Annotated in this window: 23 protein-coding genes; 8 read left to right on the top strand and 15 right to left on the bottom strand. The window is 69.4% G+C overall.

Annotated features, from left to right (window positions below):
• Window positions 1–87 precede the first annotated feature (87 nt).
• Window positions 88–807 carry a response regulator transcription factor gene (locus EP26_RS04425; protein WP_043336288.1) on the bottom strand — a complete coding sequence of 240 codons (720 nt, stop codon included), beginning with the start codon at window positions 805–807 and terminating at the stop codon, window positions 88–90.
• A 357-nt stretch (window positions 808–1,164) separates the two neighbouring features.
• Here EP26_RS04425 and EP26_RS04420 point away from each other — a divergent pair, with 357 nt between their 5' ends.
• Together EP26_RS04420 and EP26_RS04415 are read left to right on the top strand one after the other, a co-directional pair.
• Complete coding sequence (locus tag EP26_RS04420; RefSeq protein ID WP_043336285.1) at window positions 1,165–1,839, top strand: RraA family protein; 675 nt, start codon at window positions 1,165–1,167, stop codon at window positions 1,837–1,839.
• 95 nt (window positions 1,840–1,934) lie between these two features.
• Complete coding sequence (locus tag EP26_RS04415; RefSeq protein ID WP_043336283.1) at window positions 1,935–4,004, top strand: methyl-accepting chemotaxis protein; 2,070 nt, start codon at window positions 1,935–1,937, stop codon at window positions 4,002–4,004.
• Window positions 4,005–4,015: 11 nt separating this feature from the next.
• Here the strand turns inward: EP26_RS04415 and tsaA are convergent, their stop codons facing one another.
• Genes tsaA through EP26_RS04390 form a run of 5 tightly spaced genes read right to left on the bottom strand, consistent with a single transcriptional unit; the run spans window position 4,016 to window position 8,140 of the window.
• The gene (gene tsaA, locus EP26_RS04410) at window positions 4,016–4,471 is read right to left on the bottom strand and encodes a tRNA (N6-threonylcarbamoyladenosine(37)-N6)-methyltransferase TrmO (RefSeq protein ID WP_052388786.1); all 456 of its coding nucleotides are present in this window, start codon (window positions 4,469–4,471) and stop codon (window positions 4,016–4,018) included.
• A 36-nt stretch (window positions 4,472–4,507) separates the two neighbouring features.
• Window positions 4,508–4,726, bottom strand: a complete 219-nt coding sequence (locus EP26_RS04405) for a hypothetical protein (RefSeq protein WP_043336282.1) — start codon at window positions 4,724–4,726, stop codon at window positions 4,508–4,510.
• Window positions 4,711–5,955, bottom strand: a complete 1,245-nt coding sequence (locus tag EP26_RS04400; RefSeq protein WP_052388785.1) for a CaiB/BaiF CoA transferase family protein — start codon at window positions 5,953–5,955, stop codon at window positions 4,711–4,713. The genes EP26_RS04405 and EP26_RS04400 overlap by 16 nt, the downstream gene beginning before the upstream one ends.
• Before the next feature lie 23 nt (window positions 5,956–5,978).
• Complete coding sequence (locus EP26_RS04395; RefSeq protein WP_043336280.1) at window positions 5,979–7,085, bottom strand: amidohydrolase family protein; 1,107 nt, start codon at window positions 7,083–7,085, stop codon at window positions 5,979–5,981.
• Window positions 7,082–8,140 carry an amidohydrolase family protein gene (locus EP26_RS04390; protein ID WP_043336278.1) on the bottom strand — a complete coding sequence of 353 codons (1,059 nt, stop codon included), beginning with the start codon at window positions 8,138–8,140 and terminating at the stop codon, window positions 7,082–7,084. The genes EP26_RS04395 and EP26_RS04390 overlap by 4 nt, the downstream gene beginning before the upstream one ends.
• A 147-nt stretch (window positions 8,141–8,287) precedes the next feature.
• On the opposite strand from EP26_RS04390, the gene EP26_RS04385 reads away from it, so the two are divergent.
• A complete protein-coding gene (locus tag EP26_RS04385; protein ID WP_043336276.1) occupies window positions 8,288–8,470 on the top strand; it encodes a hypothetical protein in 183 nt (60 codons plus the stop codon).
• A 64-nt stretch (window positions 8,471–8,534) separates the two neighbouring features.
• A complete protein-coding gene (locus EP26_RS04380) occupies window positions 8,535–9,308 on the top strand; it encodes an SDR family NAD(P)-dependent oxidoreductase (RefSeq protein WP_043336273.1) in 774 nt (257 codons plus the stop codon).
• Here EP26_RS04380 and EP26_RS04375 read toward each other — a convergent pair whose 3' ends face one another.
• The gene (locus EP26_RS04375) at window positions 9,309–10,688 is read right to left on the bottom strand and encodes a hypothetical protein (RefSeq protein ID WP_043336271.1); all 1,380 of its coding nucleotides are present in this window, start codon (window positions 10,686–10,688) and stop codon (window positions 9,309–9,311) included.
• 204 nt (window positions 10,689–10,892) lie between these two features.
• On the opposite strand from EP26_RS04375, the gene EP26_RS38045 reads away from it, so the two are divergent.
• Window positions 10,893–11,267 (top strand): cysteine hydrolase family protein, encoded by a 375-nt coding sequence (locus EP26_RS38045; RefSeq protein ID WP_281177067.1) that lies wholly within the window; start codon window positions 10,893–10,895, stop codon window positions 11,265–11,267.
• Window positions 11,165–11,575: a cysteine hydrolase family protein gene (locus tag EP26_RS04370; RefSeq protein ID WP_281177069.1), complete on the top strand. Its 411-nt coding sequence runs from the start codon at window positions 11,165–11,167 to the stop codon at window positions 11,573–11,575. Before EP26_RS38045 ends, EP26_RS04370 begins: the two co-directional genes overlap by 103 nt.
• Window positions 11,576–11,631: 56 nt before the next feature.
• Here the strand turns inward: EP26_RS04370 and EP26_RS04365 are convergent, their stop codons facing one another.
• The 5 genes from EP26_RS04365 to EP26_RS04345 all read right to left on the bottom strand — a co-directional run bounded on the left by EP26_RS04365 (window position 11,632) and on the right by EP26_RS04345 (window position 17,926).
• On the bottom strand, window positions 11,632–13,044 hold the full coding sequence (locus tag EP26_RS04365; protein WP_043336269.1) for an NAD(P)(+) transhydrogenase (Re/Si-specific) subunit beta: 1,413 nt from the start codon (window positions 13,042–13,044) through the stop codon (window positions 11,632–11,634).
• 4 nt (window positions 13,045–13,048) lie between these two features.
• A complete protein-coding gene (locus tag EP26_RS04360; RefSeq protein ID WP_043336267.1) occupies window positions 13,049–13,450 on the bottom strand; it encodes an NAD(P) transhydrogenase subunit alpha in 402 nt (133 codons plus the stop codon).
• A gap of 13 nt (window positions 13,451–13,463) precedes the next feature.
• Window positions 13,464–14,621, bottom strand: coding sequence for a Re/Si-specific NAD(P)(+) transhydrogenase subunit alpha (locus EP26_RS04355; protein ID WP_043336265.1), 1,158 nt, complete (start codon window positions 14,619–14,621; stop codon window positions 13,464–13,466).
• 124 nt (window positions 14,622–14,745) lie between these two features.
• Window positions 14,746–16,122, bottom strand: coding sequence for an ABC1 kinase family protein (locus EP26_RS04350; RefSeq protein ID WP_043336263.1), 1,377 nt, complete (start codon window positions 16,120–16,122; stop codon window positions 14,746–14,748).
• On the bottom strand, window positions 16,115–17,926 hold the full coding sequence (locus EP26_RS04345) for a M3 family oligoendopeptidase (RefSeq protein WP_043336500.1): 1,812 nt from the start codon (window positions 17,924–17,926) through the stop codon (window positions 16,115–16,117). Before EP26_RS04345 ends, EP26_RS04350 begins: the two co-directional genes overlap by 8 nt.
• A gap of 141 nt (window positions 17,927–18,067) precedes the next feature.
• On the opposite strand from EP26_RS04345, the gene EP26_RS04340 reads away from it, so the two are divergent.
• Both EP26_RS04340 and EP26_RS04335 read left to right on the top strand, forming a co-directional pair.
• Window positions 18,068–19,834, top strand: coding sequence for an AMP-dependent synthetase/ligase (locus EP26_RS04340; RefSeq protein WP_052388784.1), 1,767 nt, complete (start codon window positions 18,068–18,070; stop codon window positions 19,832–19,834).
• Window positions 19,835–19,846: 12 nt separating this feature from the next.
• A complete protein-coding gene (locus EP26_RS04335; RefSeq protein ID WP_052388783.1) occupies window positions 19,847–20,695 on the top strand; it encodes a class I SAM-dependent methyltransferase in 849 nt (282 codons plus the stop codon).
• 7 nt (window positions 20,696–20,702) lie between these two features.
• Here the strand turns inward: EP26_RS04335 and EP26_RS04330 are convergent, their stop codons facing one another.
• From EP26_RS04330 to EP26_RS04325, 3 genes are all read right to left on the bottom strand, one after another.
• On the bottom strand, window positions 20,703–21,146 hold the full coding sequence (locus tag EP26_RS04330; RefSeq protein ID WP_281177068.1) for an aquaporin: 444 nt from the start codon (window positions 21,144–21,146) through the stop codon (window positions 20,703–20,705).
• A gap of 22 nt (window positions 21,147–21,168) precedes the next feature.
• A complete protein-coding gene (locus EP26_RS38040) occupies window positions 21,169–21,330 on the bottom strand; it encodes an aquaporin (protein ID WP_281177066.1) in 162 nt (53 codons plus the stop codon).
• A gap of 415 nt (window positions 21,331–21,745) precedes the next feature.
• A complete protein-coding gene (locus EP26_RS04325; protein WP_043336260.1) occupies window positions 21,746–22,087 on the bottom strand; it encodes a DOPA 4,5-dioxygenase family protein in 342 nt (113 codons plus the stop codon).
• Window positions 22,088–22,147 lie beyond the last annotated feature (60 nt).

Below are 22,147 nucleotides of genomic sequence, written 5' to 3'. Positions count from 1 at the left end.
GGCTCCGCCAGGCCGCCAAGACTGCGGCCCGGCCCGCCTGCTGGCAAGGTATGCCTGCCCTCCCAAGGGAAGGCAGGCGGAACGGTATCAGGCCTGGCCAATGCCAAGGGCGGCGGGGGCGAGCTTGTAGCCGCCCGCTTCAGTCAGCAGCAGCCGCGCCTGGGAGGGATCGGGCTCGATCTTCTGGCGCAGGCGATAGACATGCGTCTCGAGCGTATGAGTGGTGACGGCGCTGTTGTAGCCCCAGACCTCGTTCAGCAGAATGTGGCGCGAGACCGGCTTGCCGCCGGCGCGGTAGAGGAATTTCAGGATCGCGCATTCCTTGTCGGTCAGGCGGATCTTGCGGTTGCGCGAGGGCTCCGTCAGCAGGCGGACGCTCGGGCGGAACAGGTAGGGTCCGACGGAGAAGGTGGCGTCCTCGCTGTTGTCGAAGATGCGCAGCTGCGCGCGGACGCGGGCGAGCAGCTCCGGCAGGCGGAAGGGCTTGGCGATGTAGTCGTTGGCGCCCGAGTCGAGGCCGCGGACGACATCCTGCTCGCCATCGGCGCCGGTCAGCATGATGACCGGCATGCGGCGGCCGTCGCGGCGCAGCTTGGCGCAGAAGTCGCGGCCATCCGCATCCGGCAGGCCGATATCGAGGAGGATGGCGTCATAGCGGGCATTGGCATCGGCGAGCTTCGCTTCCGCCGCGCTGACGCTGTCGGCTTCGTCGGCCGTGAAGTCGCCGTCGAGGGTGAGTTGCTCAGCGAGCGTGGCACGCAGGGCGGCGTCGTCCTCGATGATCAGGATGGGGCGAGGCGCAGGCATCAAAACCTCCGGTTGCGGATCGGCATGAAGTCTCTCATTTTGGCCCAGGGCCAAGGCTGATTTTCAACCTATTGGATTGAATACTGCATTTCGCAGATGCACAACGGAGTGTTTGATCATTTTCGGACACGATGCTGTCAGACAACGAATATAGGCATGGACCAATACAGGACGCCGTTTGGCCGGCTCGTGATGACAGGCCGATGCCGCAACGTCACACTTGCGATACGTGCCGCGAGGCCAAGGGATGCGCGAAGTTCGTTGACGCACAGGAAGTTGATCCCAGGGCGCAGCCGGCTCGACACGAAGCCCATGACCGGCATGATGCGGGCCGTACGATCGAAGGGAAAACAACCAATGACACTCGGCTTCCGCATCCGGCCAGTGACCAGCCGTGTCGATCCGGCGCTCTGCGCCCGCGCCGCCGCCGTCCCGTCGGCCAATATCGGCGATGTGGTGAACCGCATGCAGACGATGCGCGGCGGCTTCCGCGCCTTCGGCGGCAGACTTGCCGTGGCGGGGCCGGCCTTCACCGTGCGTGCGCGATCGGGCGACAACTTGATGCTTCACCGGGCGATCGACATGGCGCAGGCGGGCGATGTCATCGTCGTCGATGCCGGCGGCGATCTCGACATCGCCATCACCGGCGAGCTGATGATGGGCTGGGCAGCGCGGCGGGGGATTGCCGCCGTCATCGTCGATGGTGCGGTGCGCGATGCGGCGCAGCTCGGCGAACTGCCGCTCGGCATCTGGGCGCGGGGCATCACGCCGTCCGGGCCCTACAAGGACGGGCCAGGCGAGATCGGCTATCCGGTCGCCTGTGGCGGGCAGGTGGTGATGCCGGGCGACCTCATCATGGCTGATGAGGACGGCGTCGTCGTGCTGCCGGCGGCGGATGCGGCGGAGGCGGTCGCCGCGGCCGAGGGGCATCAGGCAAAGGAAGCCAAGGCGCAGCAGGCGATCGATCGCGGGACCTGGGAACGCGAGTGGGTGGTTGCATCGCTGCGGGCGAAGGGGTGTGGCGGGGTCTAGCGGTGCGCCACGAACCCCTTGTCTGCCCGGACGGCACTTAACCGGATCGCAACATGAGAGGGTATAGCCTGCTCCTGGCTACAAGGAGCAGGCCCGTGCGCGCCCGTACCGTCTTTCTACTCGGCTTCGCCGTTGTCTCGCTCCCTGGGCTGATCGGGTCGGCCTGGGTCGCCGGCACGGCCTGGAGCCGTTGGAGCGAGGCGCGCTCCGCTGCAGAGGGCACTCGGGTGATCAGCGCGGTGCAGCGCGCGCAGACCGCGGTGGTTAATGAGGCCGGGCAGTTCCTGGCTGCGAGCCTCGCCGCCCAGCCGGACCGCGAGGCGCTGGCGCGGAGCAGGCAGGCAACCGAAGGCTTGCTTGAGGCGGCGCAGCGAAGCCTCATGGAGTTGGGCAGCGATGCACGGGCGCCGGCCGAGGCGCGATCGGCCATGGCCGATCTCCGCAAGCGGCTCGACACTGTCCTGGCCCAGCCGCCGGCGGAGCGGGATCCGGCCTATGCGCAGGAGGTCATGGCCAAGCGCACGGTCTTCAACAATCAGCTGGCGGAGCTGGCGGAAGCCGCCGCCAAGCGGACGGTGATCGGGGCGCCGTCGCTCGCTACGGGAATCGACATCGCCATGCTGGCCATGTCGATGCGCGATGCGACGGGGCGCCGGAACCTGATGATGAACAACTGGGTCGCCGGCCAGCCCATCCCGCTTTCGGACTACGCCGCCGCCGAGCGCCTGGTCGGCCGGACCGAGGAAGTCTGGAACGACATCGGACACAAGCTTGCCATGCTACCGGATGCGCCGCGCCTGCAGGCTGCCGCGGCGCGGCTGCGCGAGAGCTATGAAGGCCGGAACGCACCACGTTGGGAACAGCTGATGCAATGGGGGCGGGAGCGGGCGGTCGGCGCCCCGGTGCAACCATGGCCCGAGAACGTGGCCGCCTTCCGCTCCTGGAGCGTGCCGGCCCTGGCGGAGATCATCCTGCTGCGGGACGCGGCGCTGGATCATGTGCTGGCGGAGAGCGCGAGCCGGGCCGATGCCGGCCGCACCGGGTTACTGCTGGCTTTCGCGCTCGTGACGAGCGCCCTGGGGGCCATGCTCGGCTCAGCCTGGATGCTGTTCCGGCGAGTGGTGCGGCCGATCCAGAGCATCACCAGCACGGTCGAGCGCATCGCCTCCGGCGACCTGCACCTTACCGTGCCGGGGCTTGGGCGGCAGGACGAGTTGGGCACGATGGCAGGAGCGGTCGAGACATTGCGGGCCGCCTCGATCGAGCGCGAAGCCGCCGCCGCGGCTCGCTTGGCGGAGCGCGCGGTGAAGGCAGAGCAGGCGGAGCGGGTGGATGCGCTGGTGAAGGGGTTCGAGGCGGAGGCGGCCGAGATGCTCGGCACCGTGGCCTCGGCCGCGACCGAGCTCGACCAGACGGCGGGCGAGATGACGGCCATGGCGCAGGACGGAACGGTGCGCGCCACGGCCGTCGCCGGCGCCACCGGGCTGGCCAGTACCCATGTTCAGGGCGTCGCCGCCTCGGTCGAGGAGCTGTCCTCCTCCATCGCCGAGGTTGCCCGGCAGGTCGGCGCCGGCGCCACGGTGGCGCGGCGCGCAGCGGATCAGGCGCGGGAGACCGATGCGACGGTGCAGGGGCTGGCCCAGGCGGCGCAGCGCATCGGCGAGGTGGTGCGGCTGATCAGCGACATCGCGGGGCAGACCAATCTGCTCGCACTGAACGCGACGATCGAGGCGGCGCGGGCGGGTGAGGCCGGCAAGGGCTTTGCCGTGGTGGCCTCGGAAGTGAAGGCGCTCGCCGGGCAGACGGCGCGGGCGACGGAGGAGATCGGCGCGCAGATCGCCGCCATGCAGGGCGAGACGGTGCGCACGGTGGAAGCCATCGCCAGCATCGCCCGGATCATTGAGGCGATCGACCCCACCAGCGCGGCGGTCGCGGCGGCGACCGAGCAGCAGTCGGCCGCGACGCGCGAGATCGGCCGCGCGGTTGCGGAGGCGGCTGCGGGCACTGGTGAGGCGGCAGCTCATGCGGCGGGCATGCAAGAGGAGGCGGAGCGGACCGGGGCCTCGGCCGGCCATCTGCGCCAGGCTTCGGGCGATCTGTCACGGCAGGCGGAGCTGATGAGCCACCGGGTCAGCGACTTCCTGGAACGCCTGCGGGCGGCGTGACGGAACTCCGGTCAGGCAGGGCTGCGAGGGTCGAGCCAGCCCATGCTGGCTGCCGGCTCGGCATCGACCGTCGGCAGATAAGGCTTGATATCGAGCAGCGGCGTACCGCTGGCGCAGTCGAGGTTGCGAACAAGCAGCACGCCGGGTTCGGCGAAACCCTCGAATTGCACGACGGAAAGGGCGATGGGGTTGGGCCGTACCGGGGCGCGGGTGGCGAAGACGCCGCGTGGGCCGGCAGCGAAGCGGGGAGTGATGCTCAACGGCGCCGGCTCCGCGAGGTGCATCCAGTAGAGCAGGATCAGGTGGGAGAAGCTGTCGAGCTGATCGAGGCCCTCGCGGTAGGGCTCGGCGATGACGGCGCGGCAAAGCGGGCGCGGCTCAAGCAGACGGCCGTTGCGGGGGCAATCGGCGGGGCTCGGCCAGGGCGTCTCGAGATGGCCGATGGAGGTGAGGGTGAAGCCAGGCACGCGGGCATCTTAGGTATCGCCGCCTGCCGCGGCGAGTCAGCGGGCCTGAATCGAGGGGTTGGGCAGGATGACGGGCGTCGTCGTCGGGCTTCGATTGGACAGAGGCGCACGGATGCCGGGGTCGACGCCGGCCTCGGGGCGGAGCAGGCCGGTATTGGCCGGGGCCGCCTCGTTGCGGATGAGGCCGCCGGGGCGGTCCTTGTGCGGCGTGCAGGCGGCGAGCAAGGACAAGGCGAGGATCAGCGGGATGCGCATGCGGCGGTAACGTCCGGCGCGCTTGCCGGTTCGGCGGCGCGGACGGCGCCGCTTGCCAGCATGGCGGCGATCTCTGGCTCGGCATAGCCGGCTTCGTGCAGGATGGCTGCGCTGTGCTCGCCGAGCCTCGGGGCCGGAGCGCGCTCGCCGGCCGGGTTGGCGGAGAAGGTGAAGGGCACCGCCATACGGGTGAGCGGGCCCTCGGTCGGGTGTTCCTCACGGTCGAAGAAGCCGGTGGCCAGGAGATGCGGATCCTCGAAGATGCTCTCCAGCGTGTGGACGGGCGTGACCGGCAGGTCGGCGGCGGCCAGGAGCTCCATCCATTCGGCGGTGGTGCGGGTCAGGAATTCCTCGGCGAGCATCGCCAGCACCTCGTCGATGTGGCGGGTGCGCGTCGCGTGGCTGGCGAAGCGGGGGTCGGCCGCCACCAGGTCGGGCCAGCCGACGGCGGCGCAGAAGCTGCGCCATTGCCGGTCGTTGTAGATCATCGTGCAGACATGGCCGTCGCGGGTGCGGTAGGGGCGGCGGTCGGGCGAGAGGAGGCGGCCATAGCCGCCGGCATCGAGCGGCGGGTCGAAGACCTTGCCGCCGAGATGGTCGCCGAGGACGAAATTCACCATCGTCTCGAACATCGGCACCTCGACCAGCTGCCCCTCCCCGCCCCGCTCGCGGTGGACCAGGGCGGCGTTGATGGCGCCCATGGCAACGAGGCCGGTGATTCGGTCCGCCATGGCGAGCGGCGCGTAGCGCGGGGTTCCGTCGCCGGTGCGGGATTGCAGATGGGCGATGCCGGCGGCGCCCTGCATCAGGTCGTCATAGGCAGGGCGCGGGGCGTAGGGGCCGGACTGGGCGTAGCCGAGCACGGCGGCATAGACGAGGCGCGGGTTGACCGCGCGCAGCGCCGGGTAATCGAGACCGAGGCGGGCCATGGCCGCGGGGCGGATGTTGGTCACCAGGACGTCGGCGGTACGCGCGAGGCGCAGCAGCACCTCGCGCGCCTCGGGGCGCTTCAGGTCGAGGGCGATGCTGCGCTTGCCGCGGTTGATGGTGAGGAACATGCTGCCCATGCCCGGGCTGCGGCCGGGGCCGATGAGGCGGACCATGTCGCCCTCGGGCGCCTCCACCTTGGTGACCTCGGCGCCCATCTCGGCGAGGAGCTGGGTGCAGTAGGGGCCGACGAGAACGGTGGTCAGGTCGAGCACGCGGATGCCCGCGAGTGGTCCGGGCATGCGGCCGGTTCCTCCGAGTTGTGTCAGGCCAGGCCGTACACGGCGCGGGCGTTACCGGCCAGGATCGCCCGGCGCTCCGGCTCGCTCAAGGGCAGCTTGAAGGCGTAGCGCGGGTCGTCGCTGTCCCAATGCGGGTAGTCGGTGGCGAAGAGCAGGCGGTCGCGGCCGATCCAGTCGATCAACCTGCGGAGATGCTCGGGGCGCTCGGGCTCCTCGACCGGCTGGGTGGTGAACCAAAGGTGGGACTTCAGGTAGTCGGAGGGCTTGCGCTGCAGGTGCGGCACCTCCGAGCGCAGGCTCCGCCACAGCCCGTCCATGCGCCAGCCGAGCGAGGGCACCCAGCCGAAGCCGCCTTCGATGATGACGATCTTCAGCCGCGGGAAGCGGTCGAAGACACCTTCCAAGATGAAGCTGGCGCAGAGCGCGGCCATGCTCATGGCGACGGCCTGGTGCTCCTCGAAATAGAAGCTCGGCCAGCCGCCGCCCGTCACCGGATGGCCGCTGGTGCCGAGGCTGTGCAGGCCGAGTGGCAGGCCGTGATGCTCGGCGGCCTCGTAGATCGGCCAGTAGCGCTGGCGGCCGAGCGGCTCGAGCGCACGGCTCACCATGGCGATCTGGACGAAGTCGCGCTGGCCCGCCCAGCGCTCGATCTCGCGGACCGAGGCGGCGGCGTCCTCCCCTGGGATGGCGATGGTGGCCTTGAGGCGGGGCTCGCGGGCGGTCCAGTCCTCGCGCATCCAGTCGTTGACGGCGCTGCTCAGCGCGGCGGCGAAACCGGGGTTGCGCTCGTCCATGCCGCGGGCGGCGAGCGGCTGGAGCATGCCGTATTCGATGTCGAGCAGGTCGAGATGCTGCTGCCGCATGAATTCGAGGTCGGAGCCGGGCGGGCCGCCACCGGGTGGCCATGAATCGTAGCGCGAGAGGGCTGGCGTAGCCTTCGGGTAGGGGTGGCCTGTGGCGAAGGGCTGGCGCAGGCGGAGGCCGTATTCCTGCCGGTGGCGGCGCCAGCGCTCCGGCAGCCAGCGGTCGAGCACGGCGAGGTCGCGAGGCGCCGGATGGATGTCGCAATCGATCAGGCGGAGGCGGGAGGCGGCGGGCGCCTCCGGGCGGGGCAGCGTGCTGGTGCTCATGCAACGCACTCCTTCAGCCGGGGATAGATCGCCAGTGCATTCTCCCGCAGCACCTTGCGGTGCAGCCGGGCGGGCAGGCCAGGGGGCATCGCTGCCCCGCCTTCGAAACGCGCATGCGGGTAGTCGGTGGCGAAGAGCAGCATCTCGTCGCAGTCGATCATCTCGAGCAGCGCTGCCATCTCGCCCGGGTCCTCCGGCGCATCAGCGGGCTGGATGGAGATGCGGATGCTCTCGCGCAGGATCTCGGCCGGGGAGCGGTCCACCCAGGGAATTTCCTGGCGCATGGCGCGCCACATCTTCACCCCCCGCCAAAGGAAATTCGGCACCCAGCCGAAGCCGCTCTCCAGCAGCACCACCTTCAGGGCCGGATACTTGGTGAAAGCCCCCTCCCCTATCAGGCTGAGCAATTGGCTCTGGAAGGTCTGGGCGAAGACGGTGTGGTCCTCGATCAGATAGGTCGGCCAGCCATTCGCCGTCGGCGCGTGGCGGGCGGCGCTGCCGGCATGGATGGCGATGGGCAGGCCATGGCGCTCTGCGGCGGCGAGGATCGGCCAGTTGATGCGGCGGCCGATCAGCGTCTCGGCGCTGCCGAAGAGCAGCACATGGACGAAGCGCGGATCGGCGGCGCGGCGCTCGATCTCCTCCACCGCCAGCACCGGGTCCTCAGCGGGGACGAGGATGCCGGCGCGGAGGCGCGGCTCGGCGTCGAGCCAGTGGGCGGCGACCCAATCATTGGCTGCGCGGCAGAGGGCGGCGGCGAGGTCGGCATTGTGCAGCGCGGGCGCGCCGAAAAGCGGGTTGCAGATGCCGATCGCGGTGCCGAAGGGGTCGAGCGCCTCGCGCCGCATCGCCTCAAGCGTGGCGCCGGCGAGGCCTTGGGCATCGCGCCAGTCGGCGCGGGCGGTAAGCGGGGCGCCGCGCGGATAGAGAGCGAAGTCGAGATCGTCGATGCCGCGGCTGGCGATCACCTCGCGCCAGAAGGGTTCGAGATGCGGCAGCAGGGCTTGGCATCCGGGCAAGGCCGGGTGCAGGTCGACATCGATGGCGCCGTCCATGCCGTCGCTTCCTCTCCCTTTGGAAGGATGCTGCACCCCGGTAGGAAGCGCGGTCAACGACCGGGATCGGCGCGGCGCAACGGGCGGTTAACCTTCCTCAGGCAATTTCACCGAAGCGCGAGGTCGCGCATCGAGAAAGCCGGAACGATGACTCTGCCCTTCCCCTCCACGCCCGCCCTGCTCCTGCTGGCGGCCGTCCTGACGCTGCTGTTGCTGCCGTTATCGATAACGCTGGCGTTCGGGCTGATTCTCGCGCTTGGCTTCGCTATCGATGTCGCAGCGCAACGCCGGGAGGTGGCGCCGACGCTGCTGCACATCCGCATGCGGTAGGAGGACAGCCTTACGCCCAAGGCACGGCCCGGCCTAGGATCGCTCCCAAGGTGGGGAGGATGCGATGGCCGAGGCAGCACCGGGCAACCTGGGCGAGTATGGGCTGGTGGGGAAGGCCGCCGTCGTCACCGGCGGCAGCAGCGGCATCGGCGCCGCTACCGTCCGGCGGCTGGCTGCGGCGGGCGCGACCGTGGCCGTTGGCTACAATGCCGGGGCGGAGCGGGCGGCCAGCCTCATCGCCGAATTGCCGGGCCAGGGGCACATCGCCTTGCCCATGCCGATGGAGGACAGCGCCGCCCTGCGCGCCGCCGCCGGTGCGGTGGAGGCGAGGCTCGGCCGTTGCGACGTGCTGGTGAACTCGGCCGGCGCCACCCGCGCCGTGCCGCATGCCGATCTCGAGGGGCTGGACGACGCGCTGATCGACCGCGTGCTGGTGACCAATGTGCGCGGGCCCTTCGCCACCATCCGCGCCTTCGCACCGCTGCTGAAGCGGAGCGGGGATGGGGTGATCGTCAACATCTCCTCCCTCGCGGCGCAGAAGGGCTCGGGCAGCAGCATCATCTACGGCGCCTCCAAGGCGGCGCTCGACACGATGGGGATGGCCCTGGCGCGGGTGCTGGGCCCGGAGGTGCGGGTGCTGACCATCTCGCCCGCCGCCGTTGCCACGGATTTCGTGCCGGGACGCAGCCGGGCGGCGGTGGAGAAGCAGGCCGCCGGCTCGCCGCTGCGGCGGGTGACGGAGGCGGATGACGTGGCGCTCGCCGTGATGGGCGCCATAACCCATCTGCGCCTTAGCACCGGCACCGCCATCCTGGTGGATGGCGGGGTGCATCTCTGATCAGCCGCCGGCGCCGGCCAACCCGCTATCCTTCTGCCCTGTCGCCGCCCGCAGCTTCGGCCGCAGCACGACCAGGGCGACGAAGAGGCTGAGCCAGAGCAGGCGAGCCTGGTAGCGGTCGGCGGGGCCGGAGAGGCCGCCCGTGATGGCGGCGTTGCCCACCAGTGCGGCGAGCATCAGCGTGGCCAGGCCAAGCTCCGACAGGGTCCAGCCGCGACGGAAGGCGAGCACCAGAAGCCCGACCAAGCCAAGGCAGAAGGCGCCGATATGCAGCGGCGTCAGCCGGTGGACGAAGGGGTAGAGCTCGCCCGTCTGCTGGCGAGAGGCGAGATAGGCGGCGTGCTCATGCGGGAGGTAACGGGCAATCACCGGGCCCGGCCCCGGCTGGCTGCGCCAGGGCTCCAGCCCGTCGCCGCTCGCGGTGGTGACGAGTTGGTGCAGCGTGTTGCGTACCGTGCCGGCCAGCACGCCGAGCGGATCTTCGGCGAGGACGCCACGGATGATGGCACGGGCTTCCGATGTCCAGGCCTTCGGACCGCCGAGATCGGTATAAAGCGGCCCGTCGAGCGTCCAGAGGAAGAGGTTGTGCTCGGTGCCGATGCGGTCGAGCGCGCCACAGATGCGGTAGCCGATCTCCGGACAGTTGCGCTCGAGATAGGCGCGGCCGCTGCCGTCGAAGATCAGCCGGGTCGCCAGGAAAACCGAGCCGAATGGCGAGACGGAGATCACCCGGTGCGCTGCCACGTTCACCGCGAGCAGGGCAACAACCGCCAGCGCAGTCGGCGCCACCATGCGGCCGAAGCCGCGCATCGCCTGCACCGGCCCGCGGCCGAAGCCGAGCAGCAGCGCCGCCACGGCAGCGAGGCCGATGGCGAGCGGGACGTGGCTCTGGTGGACCACCACGGCGAGGGTGGTCAGCACGATCAGGTAGCGCCGCTCCCATCGCCCCTGCGTCCGCCAGTGGAAGCCGAGCAGCCAGATGCAGAGCACCACGACGCCGGTAAGAAAGTCCGGCATGACCTGGGCGGTGACGAAGGGCAGGCCGGTCAGCATCGCCAGCGCGGCAGCGGCGAGGACCAGCGGCACCGGCCCCGGCTGGCGCTGGGCGCGCAGCACAAGGTGCAACAGATGCGCGACCATCAGCCCCTGGCCGAGGACCACCGGCCAAAGCGAGATGCGCCAGTGCAGCGCATGGATGAACAGGCTGTAGAAGGGCGGCCGGTCCCAGCCGACATAGCCCATCAGCGCCTGGCCAAGATAGGTGCCGGTATCCGCGAAGACCAGCGGATAGCCGTTCCAGATCACCGGCCAGATTAGCAGTACGGCGGCAAGTCCGATCGCCCAGGGCGGAGTCGCCTCCGCACAAGACTGGCTGTCCATTTTCAGCGCCAACGGAACTGCTGGCGGGTTCGGTGGTTGCAATGCGTTGAGCATCGTGCCGGTACTTCGGAAGGTGGAATGTCTCGATTAATCCTGCATCCACCGGGAGTCATTTGTAGGGTTGTTGATGAACAGCAACGTGATATGCGTTAACTGGCATATCATGTGCTTCAGGCTGGACGAACAGGCTTCCGAGGTTCGTCCATGCCCCGCACCGTCCAACTCGCTGCCCGACCCGAGCCGATCACCGTCATGCCGGAGGAGACGGCGCTGATCGTCGTCGACATGCAGAACGCCTATCTCTCGCCCGGCGGCTATATCGACCTGATAGGCTTCGACGTCAGCGGCTCACCGCCCATGATTGAGGAGACGGCCCGGGTGACCGCCGCTTGCCGGGCCGCCGGCATCCCAGTCATCTACCTGCAGAACGGCTTCTCCGAGGACCAGCAGGAGGTGGGCGGTCCCGCGGCGCCGGTCTGGCACAAGTCGAATGCGCTGAAATTCATGCGGGCGAACGAAGCCTATGCCGGCATGTCATCACCCACGGCACTTGGGACCACGCGATCGTCGACCCGCTGACGCCGCAGCCGGGGGATATCGTCGTGCCGAAGTCGCGCTACACCGGCTTCGCGGGAACGGGGCTGGAGCAGATCCTCGCCTCGCGGCGGATCAGGACGGTGCTGGTGGCGGGCGTTGCGACCAATGTCTGCGTCGAGAGCACCATCCGTGATGCGTACCACCAGGAGTTCTTCCCGGTGATGGTGACCGACGCGACCATGGCCGCCGGGCCGGGGGCGCAGGAGGCCACCGAATTCAACGTCGAGACGTTCTTCGGCTGGCTGACGACGGGAGCCGAGTTGCGAGCCGCCTTGCTCAACAACCAATAAAAAAGGCCGGGGAGAAGGTATTCTCCCCGGACCCCTCATCTATTTTTGCAAGTTTCTCAGTCGCGCTGGAGGGCTTGGACAATCTCCTGCGTGACCTTCTTGGCGTCGCCGAAGAGCATCATCGTGTTAGGACGGAAGAAGAGCTCGTTGTCGACGCCGGCATAGCCGCTGGCCATGCCGCGCTTAATGAAGAACACAGTCTTAGCCCGCTCTACATCGAGGATCGGCATGCCGTAGATCGGGCTGGACTTGTCGGTCTTCGCCGCCGGGTTTGTAACGTCATTGGCGCCGATGACGAAGGCCACATCGGCCTCGGCGAACTCCGGATTGATCTCCTCCAGCTCCTTCACGTCCTCATAAGGGACGTTCGCCTCGGCCAGCAGCACATTCATATGCCCGGGCATGCGGCCGGCGACGGGGTGGATGGCGTATTCCACCTGCGCGCCTTCCTTCTTCAGCAGGTCGCCCATCTCGCGCAGCACCTGCTGGGCCTGCGCCACCGCCATGCCATAGCCGGGCACGACGATGATCTTCTGGGCATTCTTCATGATGTAGGCGGCATCCTCGGGGCTGCCGGCCTTCACCGGGGCCCGCTCGGCCCCACCGCCGCCACCGGCCGCGGCCCCGCCCGCATCCGTGCCGAAGCCGCCCAGCAGCACGTTGATGATGCTGCGGTTCATGCCCTTGCACATGATGTAAGAGAGGATGGCACCCGAGGCGCCGACCAGCGCGCCGGTCACGATCAGCAGCAGGTTGCTGAGGGTGAAGCCGATGCCCGCCGCCGCCCAGCCGGAATAGCTGTTCAACATCGAGACGACGACCGGCATGTCGGCGCCGCCGATCGGGATGATCAGCAGGAAGCCGAGGGCGAAGGCGAGGATGGCGATCAGCCAGAACAGCGCCGCGCTGCCCGAGGCGACGAAGGCGATGATCAGCACCAGCAGCAGGATGCCGAGGCCCAGGTTCAGCCAGTGCTGGCCCTTGAAGGTGATCGGCGCACCCGACATCAGCGCCTGCAGCTTGGCGAAGGCAATGACCGAGCCGGAGAAGGTGATGGCGCCGATGGCAAGGCCGAGCGACATCTCGACCAGCGAGCCGCCATGGATCTCGCCGGCATGGCCGATGCCGAAGCTTTCCGGGGCGTAGAAGGCCGCCGCCGCGACGAAGACCGCGGAAAGGCCGACCAGCGAGTGGAAGGCGGCGACGAGCTGCGGCAGCGCCGTCATCTGGATGCGCGAGGCGATATAGGCCCCTGCCCCGCCGCCGATGGCCAGCGCCAGGATGATCAGCCCGATCCCGCCGCCGCCCATCCCCGGGCGAAGCAGGGTGGCGACGATTGCGATGCCCATGCCGACCATGCCGTACAGGTTGCCCTGCCGCGAGGTGGTCGGGTGGGAGAGGCCGCGCAGCGCCAGGATGAAGAGGACGGCGGCGACGAGATAGGCGAGCGTCGAGAGGGTTGCGGCCACGGTCTCAGCCCTTCTTCTTCGACTGGAACATGGCCAGCATCCGGCGCGTCACGATGAAGCCGCCGAAGATGTTCACCGCCGCCAGCGCCGCGGCAAGGAAGCCGAAGACCTGGGCGGCGATGCTCTCGCCGAGGCCGGTTGCCAGGATGGCGCCGACGACGATGACGGAGGAGATGGCGTTAGTCACGCCCATCAGCGGGCTGTGCAGCGCCGGCGTGACATTCCAAACCACATAGTAGCCGACGAAGCAGGCAAGCAGGAAGATCGTCAGCAGGTAGAGAAAGGGGTCGGCCGCGGCGGCCACGGGCGCGACATGCGTCTCGGCCAGGACGCGGGCCTGCTGCGCCAGCTCCAGGGCGCGCTGTGCCGTGGCGCTGGCCTGGTTGGCCAGGTCGGTGGGATTCATCGCTCGGGTCTCCTCAGGCGGCCTGGGCGGGGGCGAGGCTCGGATGGATGACGGCGCCGCCGCGGGTCAGCAGCACGCCCTTCACGATCTCGTCGCTCTCCGGCAGCTTCGGCGCCTTGGCTTCCTTGTCCCAGAAGGTGGTCAGGAAGGTCAGCAGGTTGCGCGCGTAGAGGGCGGAGGCGGCAGCCGGGATGCGGCCGGGCCAGTTGGAATGGCCGAGGATGGTCACGCCGCCCTCGGTGGTGACCACCTCGCCGGGCTTGGTCAGCGCGACATTGCCGCCGGCATCCGAGGCGATGTCGACGATGACGCTGCCGGGCTTCATGCTGCGGACCATCTCCGCCGTCACCAGGGTCGGCGCCTTGCGGCCCTGCACCAGCGCGGTGGTGATGACGATGTCCTGCTTGGCGATATGGGTCGCCACCACCTCGGCCTGCTTGGCGTAGAAATTGGCCGAGAGCTGCTTGGCATAGCCACCGGCGGTCTGGGCAGCCTTGCTTTCCTCGTCCTCGTAGCCGACGAAGCTGGCGCCGAGGGACTTGATCTCCTCCTTCGCCGCCGGGCGCACATCGGTCGCCGAGACGCGGCCGCCGAGGCGGCGGGCGGTGGCGATGGCCTGTAGCCCTGCGACGCCGGCGCCCATGACGAAGACATTGGCGGCGGGAATGGTGCCGGCTGCCGTCATCAGCATGGGGAAGCCGCGGTCGAAGGCGGCGGCGGCCTCGATGACGGCACGGTAGCCGGCGAGGTTCGCCTGGGAGGAAAGGATGTCCATGCTTTGCGCGCGGGTGATGCGGGGCAGCATCTCCATCGCCCCGGCCTCAATGCCGAGCTGGGCATAGGTCGCCGCCATCTCGGGCGTCGCTTGGAGCTGGCCAAGCATCAGCGCACCGCGCGGGATGAGAGAGAGCTCGTCGACCGAACCCTCACCGGTGCCGAGCGGGGCACGGACCTTGAGCAGGATGCCGGCGCCTTGGAGGGCCGCAGCGGCATCCGGGGCAAGTTCGGCCCCGGCCGTGGCGTACTCGGCGTCGGGGATGCCGGCGGAGAGCCCTGCCCCGGCCTCGACCGTAACGGTGAGGCCAAGCGCGATGAATTTCTTCACCGTCTCGGGTGTGGCGGCGACCCGGGTCTCGGCCGGGCGGCGTTCCTTGAGCACTGCAAGTCGCATGCGGGTCTCCCCCTTCGGGCGCGGAACATGCGCATGTGATCGCGGGGAGGCAAGATGGAATGTCCGAGGCGTGGCCACGGATTTGGGCAAACCTACGCCCAAGCCCGTGGAATGGGTGGCCTGCCTATTTGGCGACGGCGCCCGCCGCTGCGGCAGGCACCCCGGCTTCGCTCAGCCCGGACGCCTGCCGCTCGGTCAGTTCCGCCTCGGAGAAGTCCTGGGCCAGCTCCATGAACATCTGGTGCCAGTTGATCTGCGCCCGCAACCGCAGGAAGACGCTGCCGAGGCCGATCGCGGCGCGATCCATCAGCGGGAATTCGCGCGGGATGCGGACGCCGCCGGTGCGCTTCAGCCCCTCATGCACCTTGGCCGCCATCTTGCGGCCATAGGACATGTCGTCGACCTCTTGGATCGGGCGGACGCGGTCCTGCACCAGCGGCTCATAGAGGAACTTCGCCCAAAGGCTCAGCACTTCCATCGTTTCCTTGGAAAGGTTGCGGAAGCCCCAGATGCGATAGGCCTCGGCCGCCTTCTCGTCGTCGGCGTCGCGCACCGCCTCGTAGAGCAGGATCACGCCGCCGACGAAGCTCGGCGGGAAGACGCGGATGGTGCCGAAATCGAGAAGGTTGATGCCCTCGCGGTCCGGCCGCACCTGGTAGTTGCCGAGATGCGGATCGCCATGGATGACGCCGTACTGGTAGAAGGGCTTGTACCATGCGCGGAACAGCGCCCGCGCATAGGCATTGCGCTCCTCGAGCGGCGGATCCTCCTCCAGCCGCTTGATGATGGCGCGGCCGTCGAGCCAGCTCATGGTCAGCAGGCGCCTGGTGCAGAGATCCTCGACCGGGGTCGGGATGGAGACGTCGGGCGTGTCCCGCATCATGATGCCGTAGAGGCGCATCTGCGAGGCCTCGCGGAGGTAGTCGAGCTCCTCGCGCAGCCGGTCGCACATCTCCTGGTAGACCTCGCCATTGTCGAGGGCGCTGTCCATCCGGCGGTAGAGGCTGACGGCGAGCTTCAGCTGTCGGAGGTCGGCCTCCACCACGCTCGGCATGTCCGGGTATTGCAGCTTGCAGGCGACCTGCCGTCCGTCCGGCAGGGTGGCGCGGTGGACCTGGCCGAGGCTCGCCGCCGCTGCGGCCTCGCGGCCGAAGCTGGCGAAGCGCCGTTCCCAGGTGGGGCCGAGCTCGGAGGCCATGCGGCGGCGGACGAAGGGCCAGCCCATCGGCGGGGCATTGGACTGGAGCGTCGCCAGTTCCTGCGCGTATTCCTCGGGCAGGGCGTCGGGCACGGTCGAGAGGAACTGCGCGACCTTCATCAGCGGGCCCTTGAGGCCGCCCAGGATGGCCTTCAGGTCCTCGGCATGGGCCGACTTGTCGGTCTTGACGCCGAAGAAGCGCTCCCCGGCGACGCGGGCGGCGATGCCGCCGACGGCGCCGGAGGTGCGCGCCATGCGGCGCAACTCGCCGAAAATGGTGCTGTCGGGGCTGCGCTCAGACATCCTGTTCCAACTCGTCGATGAAGCCGGCGATGACGTCGAGGCCACGCTGCCAGAAGGCGGGGTCGGAGGCGTCGAGGCCGAAGGGGGCCAGCAGCTCCTTATGGCGCAGCGTGCCGCCGGCGCGCAGCAGGTCGAGATACTTGCGTTCGAAATCGGGAACGCGGCCATCGCGGTAGACGCCGTAGAGCGCGTTCACCAGGCAATCCCCGAAGGCATAGGCGTAGACGTAGAAGGGCGAATGGATGAAGTGCGGGATATAGGCCCAGTAGACGCCGTAATTCTCGGTGAACTCGAAGGCGGGGCCGAGGCTCTCGCGCTGCACCTGCATCCAGAGCCCGGCGATGCGCTCGGCGGACAGCTCGCCGCGGCGGCGCTCGTCATGCAGCAGGGTCTCGAAGCGGTAGAAGGCGATCTGCCGCACCACCGTGTTCAGCATGTCCTCGACCTTGCCGGCGAGCATCAGCCGGCGGCGCTTCGGGTCCTGCTCGGCATCGAGCAGGCCGCGGAAGGTCAGCATCTCGCCGAAGACCGAGGCGGTTTCGGCCAGCGTCAGCGGCGTGCCGGAGAGCAGGTAGCCCTGGTCGCCGGCGAGCACCTGATGGACGCCGTGGCCAAGCTCATGGGCCAGCGTCATCACGTCGCGCGACTTGCCGTGATAGTTGAGCAACAGATAGGGATGCGCGCTCGGCACGGTCGGGTGGGCGAAGGCGCCGCTCGCCTTGCCGGGGCGAAGCGCGGCGTCGATCCAGGGCTTGTCGAAGAAGCGGCCGCCGATCTCGGCCAATTCTGGGCTGAAGGCGCGGTAGCTGTCGAGCACCGTCCGCACCGCATCGGGCCAGGGGATGCTGCGGTCCTGCTCCTCGGGCAGAGGCGCGTTGCGGTCCCAGTGCTGGAGCTTGGGCAGGCCGAGCCACTTCGCCTTCATGGCGTAGTAGCGATGCGAGAGGCGGGGGAAGCTGTCGCGGACCGCCGTCACCAGCGCGTCCACCACCTCGTCCTCGACCATGTTGGCGCGGTTGCGCGAGGAGCCGGGGCGCGGATAGCGGCGCCAGTTGTCGATGATCTCCTTGTCCTTGGCCAAGGTATTGGTGATCAGCGAGAACAGGCGGACCTGGCCGCCGAAGGCCGCGGAGACGCCCTCGGCGGCGGCGGCGCGCACCGAGCGGTCGCGGTCGGAAAGGCGGTTGAGGGCGGCGGAGACGGTCAGTTCCTCGTCACCGATCCGCACCTGCATGTTGGCGATGGTCTCGTCGAACAGCCGGTTCCAGGCAGAGCGGCCGGTGACCTCCTTCTCGTGCAGCAGCTTTTCGATCTCGTCGGAGAGCTGGTGCGGGCGGAAGACGCGAAGATCGCGCAGCCAGGGCCGCCAGCGGGCGAGTGCCGGGCTGCCGGCGAGCTTGCGCTCGATCTCGGCATCCTCAAGGCGGTTCAGCTCGAGCGTGAAGAACAGCAGGTGGCTGCTGATCGCCGTCACCCGTTCCTGGAGGGTCTGGTAGAAGCGGCCATTCGCGGGGTCGGTGGCGTCGCCGGCGAAGATCAGCTGGCCGTAGCTCATCGCCCGGCCGAGCACCTCCTCGATGCGCTCGTACTCGGCGATGGCCTCGGCGAGCGCGTCGCCCGAGAGCCCGGCGAGCTTGCCGGAGAGGCGGCCGGCAAAACCCTTGCCCTGCTCCTCTGCGCGGTCGAGATCGGCGGCGAGGCGCGGATCCTCCGGCGAGGCGTAGAGGTCGGAGAGGTCCCAGACCGGAAGGGGCGGGCCCACCTCGCCGCCAGCATCGAGCGGCGAGAAGGCCGGTCCGCGCAGGGCGAGGACGGGAGTCCCGGCGGCGGCGGAATCCGCGGCGGCCAGGGGCAAGGTCGATTGGGGCTCGGCTCGGGTCACGGCATTGCATATATGGCGAAGGCAGGCCGGGCCAAGCGGTCAGACAGGGAGGAAGGGCAAGGAATGCCGGATATCGGTCCGAGCCAGGAGGGCGCCTTCGCGGCCAGCCATGGGGAGACGCCTTGGGGCAGCCTGCCCTGGATGCTGCTCGACATCGCCCGCACGCGGCCGGACCGGCCGATGCTGCGCCACTGGCGGAAGGGCGCTGGCTGGCAACGCCTGAGCTGGGGCGACTTCGCCCTCGGCGTCGCCAGCGCGGCGGCCTGGCTGCGCGGCGCCGGCGTCATGCCGGGCGACCGGGTGCTGCTGGTCAGCGAGAGCCGGCCGGAATTCAACATCGCCGATACGGCGCTGATGGCGATCGGCGCCGTCACCGTGCCGACCTACGTTACCAATACCGAGGCGGATCACGCGCATATCCTGCGCGACTCCGGGGCGCGAATCGCCATCGTCTCCTCCCCTGCCCTGGCGGCGCGGGTGGCGAAGGCAGCACCGGACGGGCTCGATCTGCTGATCGGTCTCGACGAAGCGCCGCCGGAGGGGATCGCCACGCGCGTGGCCCATTGGCCGGCGCTGATGGCGGAGCCGTGCGACCTGCCGCTGCTGATGGCGGAGGTGGAGCAGATCCCGCCTGGCCGCCTCGCCTGCCTCATCTATACCTCCGGCACCGGCGGCACGCCGCGTGGGGTGATGTTGCCGCACCGCGCGATGCTGGCAAACCGCGACGGCGTGGCGGCGCTGGCCAAGCGCCTCCGGCTGGACGGGACGGTCTATCTCTCCTTCCTGCCGCTCTCGCACAGCTACGAGCATACGGTCGGCGTGTTCCTGCTGCCCTCGCTTGGGGTGGAGGTGGTCTATTCGCGCGGGGCCGACCGGCTCTCGGCCGAATTCCAGGAATTCCGGCCGAGCATCATCACCGCCGTGCCGCGGCTCTTCGAGGTGCTGCGGACGCGGATGCTGGCGCAGCTGGAGAAGGAGACGCCCTTCCGCCAGCGGCTTTTCCACCGGGCGCTGGAACTCGGGCTGAAGCGGGTGGATGGCGGGCGGCTCTCCCCGCTGGAGCGGGTGCAGGACGCGGTGCTGGAGCGGCTGGTGCGGGGGAAGGTGCGGGCGCGCTTCGGCGGCAATCTGCAGGCGATGGTCTGCGGCGGTGCGCGGCTGGATCCGGATCTCTCTGGCTTCTTCATCGCCTTCGGCCTGCCGCTGATCCAGGGCTATGGCCAGACCGAGGCGGGGCCGGTGATCGCGGTCAACCCGCCTTGGGACAATGAGCGGCGGACCGTTGGCTACCCCTTGCCTGGGGTGGAGGCGCGGCTCGCCGAGGATGGCGAGCTGCTGGTGCGGGGGCCGCTGGTGATGGACGGCTACTGGGGCAACCCGGAGGCGACGGCGGCGGCGGTCCGCACCGTCGAGCCCGGCGAGGCGCCCTGGCTGCACACAGGGGACGTGGCGCGGATCGAGGCGGGCCGGATCACCATCACCGACCGCAAGCGCGACTTCATCAAGACCTTCGGCGGCGACATGGTGAGCCCGGCCAAGCTCGAATCCCTGCTGATGGCGGAGCCCGAGATCGTCCAGGCGGTCGTCGCCGGCGAGGGGCAGCCGGGGGTCGTCGCGCTGCTCGTGCCGGCCGAGGGGCAGGAGGCGGGGCTAGGCCAGGCGGTCGCGCGGGTGAATGCGCGGCTTTCCAATATCGAGCGCATCCGCCGCTGGGGCGTGGCGCCTGACACTTTCTCGGTGGAGAACGGGCTGCTGACGCCGACCATGAAGGTGAAGCGCCGGGCGGTGCTGGAGCGCCACGCGGCGGCCATCGAGGCACTGTACAAGTAGCGGATGCCGGACATGCCGAGCGAGGGTCCGAACGCGCCGCAGGCTGCTTATTGGAACGGGCCGGCGACCCGCGCCTGGGCGCGGGAGCATGAGCGGATCGATGCCCGCTTCGCGCCGATCCTCGAGCTACTGCTGGCGCGGGCGGCACCGCGGCCCGGCGAGCGGGTGCTCGATATCGGCTGCGGCAGCGGCACCTCGACCCTCGCCCTGGCGGAGCGGGTCGGGCCGGGCGGGCGGGTGCTGGGCGTCGATATCGCGGTGGACTCGGTAGAGGTGGCGCGGCGGCGGATCGTAAAGGCGGGGCTTGCCCAGGCCGAGGTGCTGCTGGCGGATGCGGCGGCGCATCCCTTCTCGACCGGCAGCTTCGACCTGCTGGCCTCGCGCTTTGGGGTGATGTTCTTCCTTCAGCCGATCGAGGCCTTCGACCATTTGCGGAAGGCGCTGGCGCCGGGGGCGCGGGTGGTGCTGGCGGCCTTCCGTGCGGCAGCCGAGAATCGCTGGACGAGTGGCGCCGTAGCGGCGGTGCGGGACCTGATCCCGCCGCAGCCGACGCCCGGGCCGGAGGAGCCCGGGCAATTCGCCTTCGCCGATCCGGCGCGGGTGGAGCGCATCCTGCGCGGCGCGGGCTTCGCCGAGGTGGCGCTGGCGCCGGAGGATGTGCCGATGCGGCTCGGTGCCGATGCGGAGGAGGCGACGGGTTTCGCCATGGCGCTCGGCCAGGTCAGCCGGGCGCTGCAGAATGCGCCGGATGGGTTGCGGGAGGCGGTGCGGGGCCGCCTCCTCGATTTCTACCGGGCCGCCGAGGGGCCCGGCGGGGTGGTGATGCCGGCGGCCATCTGGCTGGTGACGGCGCGGAGCTGACCTCCGGTTACCGCGGCTGGCGCGCCGGCATGGGCGCCAGGGCTTCCGGCTCGGCGGTCAGTGCTTCGGCGGAGGCCACGGCGCGGTCGATGGCATCAACCGCCTGCTCCGTGCTCAGCCAGCGATGCAGCAGCCCGCCGAGGATGCCGCCGAGCACGAAGGCTGGGCCAGTGCTGCGGGCCGGGTTCACGCTGGTATTGGTGACCGGGATGCTGATCAGGTGGATCAGCGTCAGGCCGAGGCCGATGGCGATGGGGGCGAAGCCGGGCGGGGCGCGCATCGAGGTGGCGCCAAGGATGATGATCAGGAAAAAGAAGGTCATCACCACCTCGGTGACGAAGCCCGAGACCATGTCGAACTTGCCCGGAAAGGCATCGCCGAAGCCATTGGCCGCGAGGCCCTCCACCGCCAGGTCGAAGCCCGGCTGGCCGGAGGCGACGGCGTAGAGCAGGAAGGCGCCGGCCAGCCGCCGATCACCTGGGCGGCGATGTAGGCAGCGCCTCCGAGGCCTGGAAGCGGCCGGCGGCGACCAGGCCGGAGGTGACGGCCGGGTTCAGGTGGCAGCCGGAGATATGGCCTATCGCGAAGGCCATGGTCAGGACCGTCAGCCCGAAGGCGAAGGAAACGCCGAGCAAGCGATGCCGACATCCGGAAAGGCCGCGGCAAGCACGGCACTTCCGCATCCCCCGAGCACGAGCCAGAGCGTGCCCAGGAATTCCGCGGCGAGTTTGCGAGACATGGAACGTCCCCCCGCTAGAGCCGCAGGGGATACAGGGAAGCGCGGGCCGGATTTGTATACGAATGACCGATTGGTAAGCCAGAAATCGCGAAAATCTGTTCTTGGTTTTTGGCAAACTTCGGCTGTCCGCGAAGCCGCCGCTTGGCAGGTCGCGGCACATGGCGCGACTAGTTCGATAGGATCTCCGCGACATCGCTAGCCTTGGCCAACGCAACCGGATGCAAAGGGGCGTTGGCTGGCGAAGCTGCCCTGCCCGGTTCTGCGGCTGAATGCGGCGCGGTCAGTGGAGGCGTCGTGCAAGGCCTTGATCGCTACTCCGGCAGGACCTCCAGCCTGAGCGGCAGCATCGCACCCATCCAGAGCGCATGGTCCGAGTGGTCGGCGCGGGCGCGGCCGGTCTCGGGATGAACCAGGATGGCGAGGCCGGCGCGGTGCAGCGCGAGGAAGGGCAGCAGGTCCGGCAGCAGCTCCGGCGTGAAGGCGACCTGGTACATGGCGCCCGGATGCGGGCCGACCGGGACATCATGCCAGCGGCCGAGCACCGCCGCCGGGAAGCGGGCGGCGATTGCCTCGCGCAGCGCCGCGGCGGTGCTGCGGGTGGTCGCCGAATCGTAGTACACATGGGCATGCCAGCCGGTGATCGTCTCGCTCATCGCCCCTCCCCTTCATGCCGGGGCAATGCTCGGATGGCTGCCGAAGGCCCGCATCGTCAT

The organism is Belnapia moabensis DSM 16746 (assembly GCF_000745835.1).
In the GTDB taxonomy this organism is placed as follows: domain Bacteria; phylum Pseudomonadota; class Alphaproteobacteria; order Acetobacterales; family Acetobacteraceae; genus Belnapia; species Belnapia moabensis.
The sequence above is the reverse complement of the archived record's forward strand: the minus strand, read 5'-3'. Positions and strand labels throughout refer to the sequence as shown.